The organism is Aeromonas sp. 130281 (assembly GCF_056642115.1).
Map to the genome: position 1 here is coordinate 272,369 of NZ_JBWVQS010000002.1, position 17,183 is coordinate 289,551.

Consider the following 17,183-nt stretch of genomic DNA (forward strand, 5'->3'; position numbering starts at 1 on the left):
ATCAGGCCAGATTGACCTGATCCCGGCCCAGATTCTTGGAGCTGTAGAGTGCCTTGTCGGCGCGCTCGAATGCGTCCGTAGTGTGGTCCCCTTCGCGAAACAGGGTGGCGCCGATGGAGATGGTGATCTCGACCCTGGCGTCTCTGAACCTGAACGGAATGCTCTTGACCGTCTGGCGCAGGTTCTCCAGGGGTTTCTGGTACTTGTCCGGATTGATGTTCGGCAGCAATACCACGAACTCCTCCCCACCGAAGCGGGCGATGAAGTCGGTGTCGCGCAAGGCGTTCTGCAGGGCCTTGGCGACCACCTTCAAGGCCTTGTCCCCGGCCATGTGGCCGTAGTTGTCGTTGATGTTCTTGAAGTGGTCTATGTCGATGATGGCCAGACACAGCGGGGTGCCGTACCGCAGCCAGCGCTTGTACTCGAGCTCGAGCCGCTCGTCGAGTGCCGCCCGGTTGTGCACCTGGGTCAGGCTGTCGAGGAACAGCTTGTGCTTCTGGATGGTGAGCCGCTTCTTGTACTCGGCCGTCTCCTCCTTCATCAGTCGCAGCTTGGCTTCCATGTTGGAGAGGTGGGTGAGCAGGTGACGCTCGCGGCTGGCCATGGCCTCCCGCTCCTGCTGCAGGCGGCGTATGGTGTCCAGATGGCTGGAGATGGCTCCCTTGAGGGACAGCGGGGAGTTGTGGGTCGCCATGGTGCGATCGATGGCGGCGAGCTCCCGCTCCAGCGCCTGGCCGCTGAGGTGGGCGGCATTTTGCAGTGCCCGCCCCTCGTCCAGGGACTCGGTGAAGTTGAAGTGCACCGCCGAGAGGCTCTCGTTGAGGGAGCTGAGGAAGGCCTGGGAGGATTTACGCTCCTCCCGGGTCCCCTCTATGATGAGTTCGATGATCTGCAGGCAGATCTCCGCCAGCAGGGGCGGGGTGATCCCCCCCAGCAGCTGGCGACGGATGTCCGCCAGGCTTTCCCCCACGGCGCCGGCAAAGTCGAGCTCTGTGATGAGCCGCTGCAGCTCATCGGAGATCTGGGCATGGGCCTTGATATCGAAGGAGTCGGTGGGCACCGGGTTGGAGAGCTCGGTGACCATCTCCGGGGCGAGCAGAGGCTGGCGTGGCAGCAGCTGGATCTTGATGGCCTGCTGGTAGAACTCCAGCAAGCGGATCACCTTCCTCTGGTGATCGCCTATGCCATAGCCCTCGGGGCTCGCGAGAAACTCCTTGAGGGAGCGACGGGTATCTTCCGGAAAGCCCTTCAAGGACTTGAGCTGCTTGCTGCCCAGTTCGATGGCGGCCCGGGTCAGACTGATGGACTCCTCCATGGCGTGGCCATGTTGCTGCAACAGCTTCTCGATGACGGCGAGATCGGCGTCGAGCGAGGAGAGGGGAGGGTTGCCATCGAGCTTCTGCTTGAGCTTGGCGAGCCGGCTGTCCAGTTCACGATCGTGACCACGGCAGGCCTGCATCAGCTTGCCGATGAACTGGATGCTGCGGGTGCGTTCGGCATCGGAGAACGTGGCCATGCCATCGAGCTCCTGCTGTTTTTGCTGAAGGGATTCCCTGAGTCTTGCCAGTTGTCCTGTTACGGCAGCGATATCATTCATTGTTCAGGTCGCCCTGTTGTCATTATCGTTTTTGTGTCGTCCAGCAACAGTAAGCCAATGAAAGACCCCGTTGAGTACCTTTTTGTTATGGGTTATCCGGCACTTTCGTCCGTGAAAGCAAAAGCCAATTAACCCATTGCTTTTCATGAGAAGAATTTACTTTTACCAGTCCCTTGTCAATTGCCATCAAGCAGCATTGCCACACATCGCCATTAAAAAATGCGGCCTGTTGGCAATCGATGGCCGCCAGCTCCAGCCAGACGCTCTGCTGGTATTTTTCACTGAGTTGCATGGCCCCCGAGAGCGCCAGATAACAGAGGTCGAACAGGCCGTGATGATCGAGGGCCATGGCCGCCTTGGGCAGGAAGGGATGGCTGACGATGCCGAGGCTGATGTGCCTGTCCAGCGGGTATTCGCAGGGGAAGGCGGCCAGGGTGTCCAGCAGCTCCTGTGCCAGCTGGTGCAGCTGGGCCACGTGGCGTTGGGGCACCACATAGAGCAGGTGTCCCTCGCGCAGATCGTAGATGCGGCCATCCTGGGGGGTCAGCTGATTGATGTAGTGGCCGAAGGCCTGCTCAATCTCGCGGCTGACCTGATATCCATGCTGCTCCAGGCTGTTGACCAGGAAGGGCACCCGGAACAGCAGGTAGTGGAGCTTGTCGTCAAATTCGCTGGTGGGGCGCTCGCTCAGGTACCAGCGATCGGATTTTTGCTGGCGCTTGGCCATCTCGCGCGGCCAGCGGCTCATCAGTCGCTGCCAGTTGGCCAGGCCGCTGCGCGGCTCGATGAGCAGGGCCTCCCCCAGCTGTCTGGCATTGAGGCGGGCGACCCGCAGCTTGAGCCAGAGGGTGAAGAAGAGGTAGATGAACAGGACCAGCAGCAGGCCAGTGCTGACGCTGGTCCAGAGATAGCGCTCCTGCTGATGCTGGCTCTGGTCGAGGCGCTGCTCCAGCTCCTTGACCTGCTGGGCGCGCTCCACCTGGGCGTAGTTGTCGCGGACAGCCTCCTGCTCCAGATCGAGCTGCTGCTGGCGGACCAGCTCGCTGCGCTGGTGATAGTTCTTGTAGCTCTCGAGGGCCTGCTGGAGGTAGCCCTTCTGCTCGTAGGCGATGGCGAGCAGCCGGAAGATTTCAAACTGGCGGCGGATGTCGCCAATCCGGTTGGCCAGGGTCAGGGCATTCTCCAGCTGCAGGATGGCAATGCCCGCCTCCTGCTGCTTGAGGTGCAACTCCCCCAGCAGCAACAGGGTATCGATCAGCGACTCCTTGTCGTCCCCCAGCTCGTGGGACTGGCGCGCCGCATTGAGGTAGTTGCGGGCCAGGGTCAGGTTGCCGGTCTGCAGATAGGTCTTGCCTATCTCGAACTTGAGGTGGGCGATGCGGGTGCGGTTCTTGCTCTCGTCCAGCAGATCCAGGGCGTTGAAGAAGTAGACCAGCGCCATGTTCATCTCTCCCTGATCCCGGTTGAGCCGGGCGAGCACGATCAGGGCGTCGCTCAGCAGGGAGGGGTTGCCGAGGGCATGGAAGTAGTTGGCCGCCTCGTTGGCATACTGCAGCGCTTTTTGCGGCTCCTGCTCCGCCTGATAGAGGCTGATCATCTGGTTCGACAGCAGGCCGAGGAAGAGGGGATCCTGCAGATTCCTGGCCTGCTGCTGGGCGTCGATGTACTCCCCGAGGGCGAGCTGGGGCTGCCCGAGCGCCTGATAGAGATCCCCTCCCACGGCGCTGACCCAGGCCCTGGCCAGGGGGTTCTTGGCCTGCTCTGCCCATTGACGCGCCTCGGTCAGCTGGCGTTTGGCCAGATCGAACTGCCGCCCCGCCATGCTGGCGTTGACGTGCAGCAGGCGGCTGTAGACCTGCAGCTGACTCTCTTTGAGGCCGGGGTTGGTCAGCAGCTTGTCCAGCTGTTCGAGCGCCATCGTGCTGGCGCCAGGGGCATGCTCCTGCATCTCCCGGCTGCGGATCTTGAGATAGAGACCATGGGCCTGCAGCTCGAACTGCTGCTCCTTCTCGGCCATGGCGATGCCCTTGTCGAAGGCGTCCTGGGCCGGCTGGCTCTGTCCCAGTTGTTGCAGGCACTCGCCCTGGAGCAGGTAGGCCCCCGTGGTCTGGGTCGCAGTGCCATAGCTCAGGATCGGCTCACGATAGCCGTATTCCTGGCGGTTGCTGATGATTTGCTTGGGGTTATTGGCCGTGCGTTCGAGGAAGGAGGTGGCAATCTGGACACATCTGGCGGGATCGGTCAGCACCAGGGTCTGTGCCTGCTGCAGATCGATAGACAACTGCTCCTTGGCCAGATCCAGATCCGGAGCCGACAGGGAGGACATCATCATTGCCAGAAAAAACAGTTGATTCATTGGATTAAGAACGGCACGGAGGTGCAGGCATGTTATCCAAGCCCACCCCCGCCCGTCCAGAGTTCATTGCTGACATGGGTGATGGGCCTGATCCTCCGGCTTGTGGCGCCGGGTTTACTGGCGGATGAGGCGCAGGTTGGCGGGCACAGGCTCCCAGTCACTGCGGAAGGGGTTGATGTCCAGGCCCCCGCGGCGGGTATAGCGGGCATAGACGGTCAGCTGCTGCGGGGCGCAGAAGTGCTTGAGATCGATGAAGATGCGCTCTATGCACTGCTCGTGGAACTCGTTGTGCTGGCGGAAGGAGATAAGGTAGCGCAGCAGCTTCTCCCGATTGAGGCGCGGGCCGCGATAGTGGATCACCAGGGATCCCCAGTCCGGCTGGCTGGTGACCAGGCAGTTGGACTTGAGCAGATGGCTGTGCAGTGTCTCTTCCACTATGTCCGCCTCTGCGGCCCCTTGCAGCAGGGTCTGGTCAAACTCGTAGCTGTCGATCTCGATGTCCTGCTCGTCGATGCACTCGCCAGGCAGCTGCGCTATCTGGTGGGGGGCCTGATCGAGGGGGAAGAGGGTGACGCTCACCTCTGCCCCGGCACAGGCGCTCAGATCTTTGGCCAGCAGTGCCTGCACCGCCGCCAGGGAGTCGCAGCGGGTCTGGTTGAAGGAGTTGAGGTAGAGCTTGAACGACTTGGATTCGATGAGGTTAGGGCTGGTGGCGGGCACGGCCACTTCGCCGAGCGCAACCACGGGCTTGCCCTTGGCATTGAGCCAGGAGAGTTCGTACAGGGTCCAGACGTCGCAACCCTGGAAGGGCAGCGTCTCGCCAAGGCCGAGATCGTCGCGATTCAGACTGCGTGGCACGGGTTGCAGCAGGGACGGGGTGTACTGGCTGATGTAGGCAGACTGCAGCCCCAGGCTCAGGCCCTGCAACGCGCTGGCGCCTGCGTATCTCTCTTGTTTGCTCATGCTTGTTTGCTCACGCTTGTCTGATAAAGGGTTTGATGGTGCAATGCCCGGATTTTTCGGTCAGGTTCTTGCGGCGATCAGAGGCCGCTATTGTGGGGAATATCGATGTCGGATCAAGTCCTGTCTGCCCTGGAGCAGTTCTTTTTACGCTGGCAGCGCGATGGCGAGGCGAGGCGAGGGCTGCCTCTGTGCGAGTGGGAGGCCGACTGGCGCTCACCTTGCGAGCTGGATGAGCCCAGAGAGGGGCGGGTGGCCTGGCGTCCGCACCGGCGCCCTGTGCCCGCCGACTTTGCGGCCATGGCCGATGCCCTCGAGCTGACCCTGCACCCGAGCGCCCTTGCCCTGTTTGGCCACTGGTTCAGCCGCCCGCTCCCCTGCTCCTACAAGGGGCTGCGCATCGAACTCATACTGCCATGGAACGAGGCCGATCTGGATCTGCTCAAGGAGAACCTCATCGGCCACCTGCTGATGCTGCACAAACTCAAACGCACGCCGTCGCTCTTCATCGCCACCACCCGCAACGAGATGACGCTGGTGTCGCTCGACAACGAGAGTGGCCAGGTGTGGCTGGAGTGGCTGGATTCCGGTCGCCGTCTGGTGCTGGCCCCCTCCCTGCCGGCCTTCCTCGCACGGCTGGAAACCTTGCCGCAGTAAGCGACCCGTTTTCGCTCGCCCCGTATTAAAGAGAAGGGCCTTGCCATCCGGCAAGGCCCTTCTTTCATGGGATGAACGGCGCAGGCGGAGCTAGTCCTTGAAGTCCCAGGAGAGGTTGGAGACCAGCCGGCAGGGATCGCACTTGAAGTCGAAGATCTCGTGCAATGGCGCTGCCAGTGCCCAGTCGTTGCCACAGCCCGGGCAGGGGCGAGCCAGCTCAGCCGCCTTGCTCAGGCCGCCGACACTGTAGAGGTAGTAGTAGGTCGGGATCCCGCAGAGCCCCTCCAGCCGTCTGGCCAGATCGCTGCCCCGGCGCTGCAGGCGGCTGCCCACCTCGCCGATTTCGTGCAGCACGGCGTGCTCGGCGATGGAGCCGTTCATCTGCAACTGATCGCAGGCCTCCCAATCCTCCTGCCACTTGATGATCTGCTTGTGGTCGCCGTTGGCGATGGCAGGCAGGCGGTAGAGCGGAATGGGGGCGAAATGATCGCCGCAGCGCAGGGGGGAGCAAGTGTGTACAAAGCTGGTGTAGAGCAGCATCCAGCTCGGCCGTTCTCCCTGCTCGCCGCAAGGATCCGTGCTGTCGGAGAGCAGATCCATGCCGAGCAGCTGGGGCTTGGGGGCCAGCAGCCCCGCCTGGTGCAGGCCCTGTTCGGCCAGCGCGACCTGCTCGCTCTGGTTGTCCGGGTGCAGGCTGTCCCGCTCCGGGCAGACCACCCGGCTGACGAAGCAACCATCCTGCATGCTGGTGGGAAACTCCCGCCCCAGGATCTGCCCCTGGTAGCGCAGCATGTCGAGGTAGTTGACGATGGCCGGTTCGGCCTCGCCGAGGGAGGTGTCACGGTAGCATTCAAAATTGAGTTCGAGGATATACATGGGGAGCCATCAATCCTGCTGCTGTTTGAGCAGCAGGGCGGTCAGGCGATCGACCTTCTGCTCGAGGCGATTGAGCTGCTCGCCCAGCTGTTGCAAATCGACGGCCTGGGCCGGGGCGGCAACGGCGGGGGCGCTGGCCGGGGCCGGGTCTGCCGACTGGGGTTGTTGCTTCCACTGGCTCAACACCTTGAGCAGCTCGGCCATGGGCACGGGGTGACTGAGGCGGGCCTTGACCATGGCGGTGGAGGGGGTGATCCCCCTGGCACTCAGTTCGTTGGCTATCTGGATGATCTCTTGGGCTGACATCTTGGCTCCTGCGCGGCGCTCTTGCTGCTTGCGGATGGTGGCACAGAGCTTAATCAAAGCCTGCCCATCAGGAAAGCGGCGCTAAGGGGGTCGGCCCAGTTTGTTGAGGTGGGGAAGCCAGGGGGATTGAGATGTGATGGGTGGCACAGAGCTCCAAACCCCGGCCCTCGGGAAAGCGGGGGACGCGGGCCGGCTCAGTTTGCCTGGCGCAGCATCACATCCAGTTGATCGATGGCTTCGGACCAGTCGGAGTCGTTCCAGAGCGCGTCACGCAGGAACACGGCCTGGGAGGGGCTCCAGAAGCTGGCCTCCGGCAGCAGGGTCTGGTTGTCCAGATGGTGCTCGCGGATGAAGCGGTGCAGGCTTATCTCGTCATTGGCCAGGCCCAGCTGGGCGAAGAGGGCAGGCATGTCATGGGTCAGCAATTCCATCTCGAGTCTCCTTGAAGGGCGATTGTCGAGAATTATAGCCAGCCGCCACGGCCTTGCCCCATGGGCTAGGAGGGGAGGCGATGGGGCGGTAGCTCGACCCCGGCGACATGCAGGCCCTGCATGCAGAGCTGGCCCTGGTAATGGCTCTCCCCGTCGCTGGAGAACTCGAACTGGTAATAGGTCAGCAGGCGCAGGGGCTTGTGCCCAAGGGCGCGATGGGTGCGGGCCAGCGACAGCAGTTGCAGATCGTGGTGCTGGCAGTAGCGCCGCATATATTGCCAGGCCAGCTCCGCCTGGCGGCGTTGTTGCCAGAAGGCCCAGCCGATGGCGCCAAGCAGCAAGATTCCAAGCATTTCTCCCATCAGCGGGTTCCTTCTGTGATGTATGGCCTGGGCCGTGCTTCCCGGGGAAAGCACGGCCGCACCGAGAGTGGTTATACCGAGGCGAACAGTCGGCCTATGGCCTGGCCGAGGGCCTCGCTGCGCTCGGGGTCACGCAGTCTTGCCAGCATATCATTGCGCAGGGCGGGCAGTGTCACCAGCTCGGCAAAGACCTGATTGAAGAACTGGGTGGGCTGCAGGGCGAGTTGCTCCAGAAACAGTCCGAGCAGCTCGGGGTTTTTCAGATCGGGCCAGAGACGGCCTGCGATGGCGAGCAGCAGGGCCGGGCTTGGCCGGGTGTGCAGCAGGGTCAGCAGCTTGTTGCTGCGCAAGGCATTGCCGGAGCAGGAGGCCAGCGCCCGGCACAGGTAGGCCAGGGTCTCGGCATTGGGATCGGCACACTCCTGCTCCTTGCCGATGCGCTCGAGCAGGGCACCCTGCAGCGCCGGCGGCAGGGGGGCGTTTTCCAGGCTCTGGCACAGGGCGTAGAGCGGCTCTAGAGGCAGCCTGGGCAGCGCCTTGCACACCAGGGCCAGATTGCGTTCATCCTGCAGCCGCTCCGCCAGATCGGCGAAGCCTTGCAGCCCCAGGGCCTGCCACCCCTCTTCCCCTGGCGCAGCCAGGTAGTGGCAGAGGGCCTCGTAGTAGGCGGAAGGGGCCTGCTCCAGCTGACGGGCCAGCTTGGCATGCAGGCTGGCCATCTTGGCCTCGGCCGGCCGGAAGGTGTAGGGGTTGTCGGCCAGCCGCTGCGCCTTCTCCTCGTCCAGATCGCCGGTGAGCTTGTAGCCCAGGGTCTCGACCACCTGATCCATGAAGTGCTTGGGGCCGCTGGCGATGAGCAGGCCATGCTCGTCGAGGGCAAACTTGAGGAACCAGAGGTAGTGCCTGGATTCGGCTGGCTGGAAGAAGTGCACACCGAGCCAGGCATGCTGTTGCAGTGGCCAGGGGTAGGGCTCCTGCTGTTGTTCGATGCGAACGAAGAGATCGCTCGCCAGCGGGCGCACCTGGCGGCCCATGTCGAACAGCTGGAACTGGGTCTCGGCCTGGGTCAGAAATTCGGTCAGGGTATTGATGGCAGACATGAGGGCATCCGGCAAAATGTGATGCGGGCGATTATAAGGAGGCTGCATCAGATAGCCAGTGGCGCAGGTACGCGCCATGAAAGTGATGGCAGCATGGCAGCCACCCCGGGGGCGGTGTATAGTAACGCCCCTTTTTGGCACGCGTGTTTGAAGAAGACGGGATCCCTGCCCTCTGGCAGCGGGATGGACGTCGAGACGAGGAAGAGGACGAGATGAATCAATATTTGCTGGTCGCCGGTCTGCTGGGTGAACTCACCGCCGAGTTGCAACGCCTCGAACGCTGGCAAGCCGAGCATCCTGGGGCAGAGGCGCTGGCGAGCGAGCTGCCGTTTTGCGTCGATACCCTGAGCTTCGATCAATGGTTGCAGTTCGTGCTGATACCGCGCATGGAGCAGCTGGTGCTGCTGCAGGCGCCGCTGCCCACCAGCGTATCCCTCTATCCCATGGCGAGCGAAGCCTACAAGGACGAGCTGGCCGAGGTGGCCGGCCTGTTGCGCCTCATCGGTCGTTTCGATCTGCTGCTGACCGGAAAAGTGGTGGATCAATGATCAATACCCTGCCTGCCCAGCCACGGGCCCTGGCTGCGGCGCGCTGCATTGGCGATACCCGGGTGACGGCATGAAACTGACCCTGCTCTATCAGGATGACTGGCTGGTGGCGGTCAACAAGCCGTCGGGCCTGCTGGTGCATCGCAGCTGGCTCGACAAGGCCGAGACCCGTTTCGCCATGCAGATGACCCGGGATCTCATCGGGGGGCGTCATGTCTACCCCGTGCACCGGCTGGACAGGCCCACCTCCGGGGTGTTGCTGTTTGCGCTGGATCCGGCGGTGGCCCGGACCCTGACCGAGGCGTTTGCCGCCCGTCGGGTGCACAAGGAGTACCTGGCCCTGGTGCGGGGCTGGGCCCCGGAGCAGGGGCTGATCGACTACCCCCTCAAGGAGCAGCTGGACAAGATAGCCGATGCCATGAGCGACCCCGATCGCCCCGCCCAGGAGGCGGTGACGGCGTTTCGTCGTCTGCATCGGGTCGAGCTGCCCCACGCCGTCTCCAAGAAGCATCCCACCAGCCGCTACAGCCTGGTTCGGCTCTTCCCCAAGACGGGTCGCAAGCATCAGTTGCGTCGTCATCTGGATCACCTGTTCCACCCCATAGTCGGTGACACCACCCATGGTGATGGCCGCCATAATCGCTTCTTTCGCGAGCACTATGGTTGCGAGCGGCTGCTGCTGGTCGCCCACCGCTTGAGCTTCGAGCATCCTGTGCTCAAGGTGCCGATGCGGATCCAGGCACCACTCGGCCCTGAAGTGCTGGGCCTGTTCGCCAGGCTGGGGTGGCCCGCCAGCGAGAGCGACTACGGCGCCTGATACCCGTCATCATTTGTGACCTCTGACCGGGCTGTGGCATGCTGTAGGCCACGTCTGTCAGAGGAACCACTTATGGCTCAACGAGATACCCCGCTAGCAACCCCGCGCACCCAGACCCTGTCCGGGGCCAAGACTCCGGGCGCAGTGCCAGAGTCGGGCCCACTCCTTCGCTCGAGGAGTCGCTGATGGCCGAGATCGATATCCTGGTCGGCACCGTCTACGGCTCGGCCATGCTGGTGGCCGAGACACTGCGGGATCACCTGCAGGCCCAGGGACATGTCTGCCAGCTCTTCGACGAAGCCGAGCTGACTGACATAGACGCGTCCCGCTTCTTGCTGATCGTCAGCGCCACCACGGGGCAGGGGGATATTCCTCCCAATCTGCAACCCTTCGCCACGGCCCTGGCCGATCGCGCTCCTTATATGAAGGGATGGCGTTATGCCCTCATCGCCATGGGGGACAGCAGCTATGAGCATTTCTGCGGTGCCGGACGCAGGCTCGATGAGCTGCTGCAGGAGCTGGCTGCCGACGCCCTGGTGCCGCGTCTGGAGATAGACGCGACACTGGAAGATGAGCCTGAGGTTGCGGCGCTGGCCTGGTTGAAAAGCTGGGAAAATAGGCTGTAGCCGGATTGCCTTCGTATTTTAAATTTCGCCCCCGTGAGCATGCTCACAGGGGCGTGTTATTTTGGGATTCACTTAATCTTCCTTGAAATATATCCCGCACTTTATCGGGTTATTTTCCCCCGCCAGATCGGATTCCTCAGACCCATATTCATCAGAACGGCGACACATCAGAAAATTAAAAGTTCCGCACTGAAAGCGATTTCAATCATGTTTTCGTCACGGGATGACTGGTTAATCACTTAATCCTCATCGCAAATTAATACTTGAAAGCGCTTTCTTTGGTGTATTTTTGCTTTGAGTTGTTATTTGTTGGTCTGTTGTTGCTTGTTTTTGCCTTTTTTGCATTGGTATACGTCCTCCGGGGTGAGAGCGCGCGATTTGTCACCGTTTTGTGAATCAGCTCATGTTTGTCGCGAAATTGGCTACATATAATCGACCCCGGTTATCGCTGAAACGTTTTTCAGTGATAAGAACTTGAATATCAGGATCACACTCCCAGCGGGAATAAGGAAAATGAAAATGAAAGCAAAGTGGCTCCCGATTGCAGCAGCAGTAACCGCTGCCCTGGCTTCCCAAGCCGCCTTCGCCGTTGATTTCCACGGCTACTTCCGTTCAGGTGTCGGTGTTTCCGGTGACGGGGACATGGTTAAATACAACGTCAACAAGGTTGGCCGTCTGGGTAACGAAAATGATACCTACGGCGAAGTGCAACTGGGTCAGGAAGTCTTCAACAAAGATGGCAAGACTTTCTATGTAGATTCCATGTTTGCCATGGCATCCAACGGTTCCAATGACTGGGAAGGCACCGGTACCGTCTGTAACTTCGACGCCAAACAGTGCAACGGCGACTCCGATTTCGCACTGCGTCAGTTCAACGTACAAGCCAAGGGCCTGCTGGGCTTTGCACCTGAAGCCACCCTCTGGGCCGGTAAGCGTTACTATCAACGTCACGACATCCACATCTCCGACTTCTACTACTGGAACATCTCCGGTGCCGGCGCCGGTATCGAAGGCATCCAGGCTGGTCCTGGCAAGGTCTCCTTCGCCTGGGTTCGCAACGACCGCAGCGCGGCCGATGTGTTCGGTCAGTACACCCAGACCGGTGTAGATGCCAACGGTGATCCGACTTATCAGAAGAACGAAGATCTGAACGTCAACACTCTGGACCTGCGTTATGCCGGTATCCCGCTGTGGCAAGACGGCTCTCTGGAACTGGGCGTTGACTATGCCATCGTCAACGAGACCGAAGCCCAGAAAGATCTGAAAAACGACAACATGAAAGACGGCGTCATGCTGACTGCCGAACTGACCCAGGGCATCTTTGGCGGCTTCAACAAGACAGTGCTGCAGTACGGCACCGAAGGTTACTCCAAGACCATGGCCTACTACGGTGACGGCTCCTGGTACGGTGCCGAAGCCAAGGGCGGTGCCGACGGCTACCGTATCATCAACTGGGGCGTCATCCCGATGGGCAACTCCTGGGAGATGGGTCACCAGCTGGTCTACGGTGTAGGCAACGAGATGTGGAGTGGTCACGACGAGACTCAAACCTTCTCCGCCGTTGTTCGTCCGATGTACAAGTGGGATGACTTCAACAAGACCATCTTCGAAGGCGGTATCTTCAAGGACAAGACCAGCTACACCAGTGGTGGCAGCGACAAGGATGGCGGTTACAAGCTGACCCTGGCGCAGGCCTGGTCTGCCGGCTCCAGCTTCTGGGCCCGTCCGGAAATCCGTGTGTTCGCTTCCTATCTGGCTGATACCGAAGCCGATGGCTCCGGTAGCAAGAACAGCTTCGAAAGTGGCACCTCTGATGACACCTGGCAAGTTGGCGTCCAGGCAGAAGCCTGGTGGTAAGCAATATCTTCGGTTAAGTTAGTCACTGCCCCCTGATGGGGGCAGTTTTGTTTAGCAGGATTTGGCAACCGGGTTATGGAGATAAGAAGAATGAAACTGGTAAAGATGTCTATCGCGGCCGTGGTTACCGCGCTGTTGGCCGGTTGTTCCGGTAGCATGGTGGTGCCCGTACAGGAGCACGCCTCCATCCTGAGTAATGCCGATCAGGCCAAGCAGGCGCTCGCTCAGACGACGAGCTGCTGCAAGGCATTCAACGAATTCAATTATGTGGCTCTGCCGGAGGGGGACACGCTGTTGACCCTGGATGGCAAGCAACCCAGTTATCAGTTTGACGAGGGGATGAGCTACTTTGCCGCCTATCGTCTGCCGGCCAATACCGGCAACCTGGCCATCACCCTGGCCTCCCAGGTGAGCAAGACGGTACTCGTGCCCAAGGTGATCATGCTGGATGCCCAGTTCAAGGTGACCCGCGTGCTGGGTGAGTCTGTCTTCACGTATCAGCCAGCCCACCTGCTCGACAATGACAGGATCGAGGGCAAGGTGTTCGTGGACCGCAGCATGCCGGGCAACCCCGCGACCGAAACCTACATGGTGATCTACGCCCCGGCCGACGAGCTGTCCGGCAGCACCACCATATTGCACCCCGCCAAGGCGTTCGCCCGTGCCAATGGCACTGTTGAGCCGGACATCAAGGATCCTGTCATCCCCCATTCCCCCTGGGGCCTGCTGCAACTCGAGGTCGTCGACATGGCCAAGGGGCAGGGCCTGGAAGCCGTGTTCAAGCCCGAGTATTCGGACAAGGTTGCGATGAGTCAGGCCAAGCCCGCCACGACGGCCGTGGCTGCGACGGCGGCGACCACTGCCGTTGTTGCCGCAACTCCCAGCACACCGGCTCCCGCCATGCTGAGCGAGACCGAGACCTTCTACAACAGCCAGATCGAGAAGGCGGTCAAGGCCGGGGATATCGACAAGGCGATGCAGCTCGTGAGTGAAGCCGAGCGGGCCGGTTCAACCAAGGCGAAATCCGTCTTTATTGATGCGGTGAAACGTTCACAAAAAAACTGAATGACTGAATTTATGTAGACTTATATTTATTTCAGGCCTCCCTTGTTGGAGGCCTTTTTAATCGGTAGACTGGATAATATAAAACATCAATGCGTTACATTAAGTTACAATGGGTTTCCTTGGGTATTATATTGTTTCTCGGTGATTTATTTTGAAGTAATTTTTTTCTTTTTGCCGCGCGACTATAACAATACGAAATAATATTCAAGATTCCCTCCCTTCCCCTTATTTAATTATCTTGTGATCTCTCCTCCAAATTTATTATTCCCTTGGGTGCGGCGCAGGCATTTTAAAAGCTGCTGGGTTATATTCTGTTGGTCAAAATAAGCAACCCGGGAAACGCATCCAGTACAACGTCAGATGAAGAAGGTCGTCATCTATAGCTGCACTGAGTCGTTGACGGAAAAAAATCCATTCAGGAGCGCACACATGTTAAAAAATGCTTTCTCTAATCTGCAAAAGGTCGGTAAGGCGCTGATGCTGCCCGTATCGGTCTTGCCCGTTGCAGGTATTCTGCTGGGGGTGGGCGCTGCTCACTTCAGCTGGTTGCCGGAAATTGTCTCCCAGCTGATGGAGCAGGCCGGTGGTTCAGTGTTTGGTCAGATGGCCCTGCTGTTCGCCGTCGGCGTGGCACTTGGCTTTACCAATAACGACGGTGTATCCGGTCTGTCCGCCATCGTCGGCTACGGCATCATGGTCGCGACCCTGAAGGTCATGGCACCTGTGATGGGCGTCGAGAGCATAGATACCGGTGTGCTGGGGGGTATCCTCGCCGGTGGTGTCGCTGCCTGGGCGTTCAACCGTTTCTACAAGATCCAGCTGCCCGAGTACCTTGGCTTCTTCGCCGGTAAGCGTGCCGTGCCCATCATCACCGGCTTCGTCTCCATCGGCCTGGGTGTTGTGCTCTCCTTCATCTGGCCGCCGATCGGTGGTGCCATCGGTGCCTTCTCCGACTGGGCTGCCAACCAGAACCCGGTACTGGCCTTCGGTATCTACGGCGTGGTTGAGCGCTCCCTGATCCCGTTCGGTCTGCACCACATCTGGAACGTTCCCTTCTTCTATCAGGCGGGTACCTGTGTCAACGCCGCTGGCGAAACCGTACACGGCATCATGACCTGCTTCCTGACTGCTGATGACGCTTCCCGTGCTGCCGGTAACGGCTTCGGTCAACTGGCCGGTGGTTACCTGTTCAAGATGTTCGGTCTGCCTGCTGCCGCGTTTGCCATCGCTCACTCAGCCAAGCCGGAAAACCGTGCCAAGATTGTTGGTATCATGGCCTCCGCTGCCCTGACCTCCTTCCTGACCGGTATCACCGAGCCTATCGAGTTCTCCTTCCTGTTCGTCGCGCCTGTGCTGTATGCGATTCACGCCCTGCTGGCTGGTCTGGCCTATGTGCTGACCAACTCCCTGGGTGTCGTACACGGTCACACCTTCTCCAACGGCTTCATCGACTTCGTGGTGCAATCGCCCCGTGCCGACAACATGCTGCTGCTGGTCGGTCTGGGTCTGGTCTACGCCGTCATCTACTACGTGGTCTTCACCGTGGTGATCCGTGCCATGAACCTGAAAACCCCGGGTCGCGAAGACGAAGCTGCCGAAGAGACCGTTGGTCAAAGCAAAGACGAGATGTCTGCTGCCCTGGTGTCTGCCTTCGGTGGTAAAGAGAACATCGCCTCCCTGGATGCCTGCATCACACGTCTGCGTGTCGGCGTGAAGGATGTGGCCAAGGTTGACCAGGCTGGTCTGAAGAAGCTGGGCGCCGCCGGTGTGGTGGTTGCTGGCTCCGGCGTACAGGCCATCTTCGGTACCAAGTCCGACAACCTGAAAACCGAGATGGACATCTGGATGAAGAGCAACTAATGGTTGCCTGACATCGAGAGTTCCGAAAAGGGAGGCGCAAGCCTCCCTTTTTGCTGGGCGCTTGTCAGCCTGCAGGTCGGGGCTGAGCAGATCCGGGGGAGGGGGTTGGCAGCTTCCCTGTGGATCGGCATTAAAAAAGGCGCCTGATGGCGCCTTGTGCAGGATGGGAAACTGCCTAGAGTTTTTCCAGATCCCGCTCTATCTCGTTTATCTTGTTCTGCACCACTTTTTCCAGATGGCGCAGGTCGCGCAGGATTTTCTGCTTGATGTCCTGATCGATCTCGACCTGTACGCCCTGAGTCAGGTTATCCAGCTCATCCACCACGTACTTGAGGTTGGCGTTGATCTCGGTGACATCCTTGTACTCATGGGTGCCCGAGTCTATCAGCATGGTCTTGCGCTGACGGGGATACTTGAACTTGACGCTCTTGGCGAAAAACTCCCCCTTCTGCTTCTTGAAATAGATCTTGAGGATGTCGTGGTTGGCCTCCTGGCGCAGGGTATAGCTGTCCACTGAGGTGGGCTCCTGGATCCCCAGGCTCTTCAGATTCTCGTACATCGGGCTTCCTCGGTTTGAAACGATCCTGACCCATCTATCTTAACCGAGTCACAGTGGCTTGCCTGTGACAGGAGCGCCAAAATCACCAGGGCCCCAAAAGATCCCTTTTTTCGCTGCTCGGTCGTGCATGAGGACCACCCAAAATAGTGTGGCTGGCTCACCACCATCAAAAAGGGCGCCATAAGGCGCCCTTTTATGCACAGCAACGCGGATTACTCGTCGATGGAACGCAGCAGGGCGTTGATACCGACCTTGGCGCGGGTCTTGGCATCCACCTTCTTGACGATGACGGCAGCATACAGGCTGTACTTGCCGCACTTGGAGGGCAGGGAGCCGGAGACCACCACCGAACCGGCTGGCACGCGACCATAGTGGATCTCGCCGGTTTCGCGGTCGTAGATGCGGGTGGACTGGCCGATGAAGACGCCCATGGAGATGACGGAGCCCTCCTCGACGATCACCCCTTCAACCACTTCGGAGCGGGCACCGATGAAGCAGTTGTCCTCGATGATGGTCGGGTTGGCCTGCAGCGGCTCCAGTACGCCGCCGATGCCGACGCCGCCGGAGAGATGCACGTTCTTGCCTATCTGGGCGCAGGAGCCCACGGTGGCCCAGGTATCGACCATGGTGCCTTCATCGACGAAGGCGCCGATGTTGACATAGGAGGGCATCAGCACGGTATTGGGGGCGATGAAGGAGCCCTTGCGAGCGGTGGCCGGCGGCACTACGCGCACGCCCGCCGCCTTGAACTGCTCGGCGGTGTAGTCGGAGAATTTGAGGGGAACCTTGTCGTAGTACTGGGCGTCGTCGCCCTTGATGATGCCGTTGTCATTGATGCGGAAGTAGAGCAGCACGGCCTTCTTCAGCCACTGGTGGACGACCCACTCACCGGCAATCTTCTCGGCTACCCGGGCCTTGCCGGAGTCCAGCAGATCGATGGCCTCCAGGATGGCGGCCTTGGTGGCGGCATCGACGGAGCCGGGGGTGATGGAATCACGGCGCTCGAAGGCCGCTTCGATGGTCTGTTGCAACTGGGTCATGACAGGTTTCCTTTAAAAAATTCTGTTTGTTGTATCACACTTTTCCAATCGTTTTTAAGGGCTCTGGCCGATTTCTTCAAAAGAAAGGCGATTTATTGTACTTAAGTGGCCCAACCACTTGTTCTGATTGATAAATCAGAACGGTAAACGGTGTCTTGTGAAGCCT

At 60.1% G+C, this 17,183-nt stretch carries 18 protein-coding genes; 7 read left to right on the forward strand and 11 right to left on the reverse strand.

Features of this window, described 5'->3' with window-relative positions; genetic code table 11:
- Position 1: 1 nt before the first annotated feature.
- From AC1IN8_RS08245 to queF, 3 genes are all read right to left on the reverse strand, one after another.
- Positions 2-1,597: a GGDEF domain-containing protein gene (locus tag AC1IN8_RS08245; protein WP_479758597.1), complete on the reverse strand. Its 1,596-nt coding sequence runs from the start codon at positions 1,595-1,597 to the stop codon at positions 2-4.
- Positions 1,598-1,682: 85 nt separating this feature from the next.
- The gene (locus AC1IN8_RS08250) at positions 1,683-3,953 is read right to left on the reverse strand and encodes a hypothetical protein (protein ID WP_247627072.1); all 2,271 of its coding nucleotides are present in this window, start codon (positions 3,951-3,953) and stop codon (positions 1,683-1,685) included.
- A gap of 114 nt (positions 3,954-4,067) precedes the next feature.
- Positions 4,068-4,916 carry an NADPH-dependent 7-cyano-7-deazaguanine reductase QueF gene (gene queF / locus AC1IN8_RS08255; RefSeq protein WP_479758598.1) on the reverse strand — a complete coding sequence of 283 codons (849 nt, stop codon included), beginning with the start codon at positions 4,914-4,916 and terminating at the stop codon, positions 4,068-4,070.
- 105 nt (positions 4,917-5,021) lie between these two features.
- On the opposite strand from queF, the gene syd reads away from it, so the two are divergent.
- Entirely contained in the window at positions 5,022-5,570 is a 549-nt protein-coding gene (gene syd / locus AC1IN8_RS08260) for a SecY-interacting protein (protein WP_479758599.1), read from the forward strand.
- Between the two features lie 90 nt (positions 5,571-5,660).
- On the opposite strand, the gene AC1IN8_RS08265 is transcribed toward syd, so the two are convergent.
- The 5 genes from AC1IN8_RS08265 to AC1IN8_RS08285 form a co-directional block, all read right to left on the reverse strand.
- Positions 5,661-6,446: a Zn-ribbon-containing protein gene (locus AC1IN8_RS08265; RefSeq protein WP_479758600.1), complete on the reverse strand. Its 786-nt coding sequence runs from the start codon at positions 6,444-6,446 to the stop codon at positions 5,661-5,663.
- A gap of 9 nt (positions 6,447-6,455) precedes the next feature.
- A complete protein-coding gene (locus tag AC1IN8_RS08270; protein WP_041207059.1) occupies positions 6,456-6,752 on the reverse strand; it encodes a hypothetical protein in 297 nt (98 codons plus the stop codon).
- Between the two features lie 194 nt (positions 6,753-6,946).
- Positions 6,947-7,183, reverse strand: a complete 237-nt coding sequence (locus AC1IN8_RS08275; RefSeq protein WP_025327930.1) for a DUF2789 domain-containing protein — start codon at positions 7,181-7,183, stop codon at positions 6,947-6,949.
- A 65-nt stretch (positions 7,184-7,248) separates the two neighbouring features.
- On the reverse strand, positions 7,249-7,545 hold the full coding sequence (locus AC1IN8_RS08280; RefSeq protein ID WP_025327929.1) for a DUF3301 domain-containing protein: 297 nt from the start codon (positions 7,543-7,545) through the stop codon (positions 7,249-7,251).
- A gap of 71 nt (positions 7,546-7,616) precedes the next feature.
- On the reverse strand, positions 7,617-8,645 hold the full coding sequence (locus tag AC1IN8_RS08285) for a DUF3549 family protein (RefSeq protein WP_247627068.1): 1,029 nt from the start codon (positions 8,643-8,645) through the stop codon (positions 7,617-7,619).
- Between the two features lie 212 nt (positions 8,646-8,857).
- Between AC1IN8_RS08285 and AC1IN8_RS08290 the strand changes: the two genes are divergently transcribed.
- From AC1IN8_RS08290 to AC1IN8_RS08300, 3 genes are all read left to right on the forward strand, one after another.
- Positions 8,858-9,193 carry a YqcC family protein gene (locus tag AC1IN8_RS08290; protein WP_139436577.1) on the forward strand — a complete coding sequence of 112 codons (336 nt, stop codon included), beginning with the start codon at positions 8,858-8,860 and terminating at the stop codon, positions 9,191-9,193.
- A 70-nt stretch (positions 9,194-9,263) separates the two neighbouring features.
- On the forward strand, positions 9,264-10,010 hold the full coding sequence (gene truC, locus AC1IN8_RS08295) for a tRNA pseudouridine(65) synthase TruC (RefSeq protein ID WP_139436575.1): 747 nt from the start codon (positions 9,264-9,266) through the stop codon (positions 10,008-10,010).
- Between the two features lie 185 nt (positions 10,011-10,195).
- Positions 10,196-10,636, forward strand: a complete 441-nt coding sequence (locus tag AC1IN8_RS08300; RefSeq protein ID WP_139436573.1) for a flavodoxin — start codon at positions 10,196-10,198, stop codon at positions 10,634-10,636.
- Positions 10,637-11,032: 396 nt separating this feature from the next.
- On the opposite strand, the gene AC1IN8_RS08305 is transcribed toward AC1IN8_RS08300, so the two are convergent.
- On the reverse strand, positions 11,033-11,236 hold the full coding sequence (locus tag AC1IN8_RS08305; RefSeq protein WP_479758766.1) for a hypothetical protein: 204 nt from the start codon (positions 11,234-11,236) through the stop codon (positions 11,033-11,035).
- On the opposite strand from AC1IN8_RS08305, the gene AC1IN8_RS08310 reads away from it, so the two are divergent.
- The 3 genes from AC1IN8_RS08310 (at position 11,156) to ptsG (ending at position 15,418) form a co-directional block, all read left to right on the forward strand.
- Positions 11,156-12,493, forward strand: a complete 1,338-nt coding sequence (locus tag AC1IN8_RS08310) for a maltoporin (RefSeq protein ID WP_025327924.1) — start codon at positions 11,156-11,158, stop codon at positions 12,491-12,493. The genes AC1IN8_RS08305 and AC1IN8_RS08310 overlap by 81 nt on opposite strands.
- Before the next feature lie 90 nt (positions 12,494-12,583).
- Entirely contained in the window at positions 12,584-13,558 is a 975-nt protein-coding gene (locus AC1IN8_RS08315) for a MalM family protein (RefSeq protein WP_265436257.1), read from the forward strand.
- A gap of 429 nt (positions 13,559-13,987) precedes the next feature.
- Positions 13,988-15,418 carry a PTS glucose transporter subunit IIBC gene (gene ptsG / locus AC1IN8_RS08320; protein ID WP_139436569.1) on the forward strand — a complete coding sequence of 477 codons (1,431 nt, stop codon included), beginning with the start codon at positions 13,988-13,990 and terminating at the stop codon, positions 15,416-15,418.
- A gap of 175 nt (positions 15,419-15,593) precedes the next feature.
- Here the strand turns inward: ptsG and AC1IN8_RS08325 are convergent, their stop codons facing one another.
- Together AC1IN8_RS08325 and dapD are read right to left on the reverse strand one after the other, a co-directional pair.
- Entirely contained in the window at positions 15,594-15,977 is a 384-nt protein-coding gene (locus AC1IN8_RS08325) for a DUF3461 family protein (protein WP_479758602.1), read from the reverse strand.
- A gap of 212 nt (positions 15,978-16,189) precedes the next feature.
- A complete protein-coding gene (dapD, locus tag AC1IN8_RS08330) occupies positions 16,190-17,017 on the reverse strand; it encodes a 2,3,4,5-tetrahydropyridine-2,6-dicarboxylate N-succinyltransferase (RefSeq protein WP_005330795.1) in 828 nt (275 codons plus the stop codon).
- Positions 17,018-17,183: the final 166 nt, after the last annotated feature.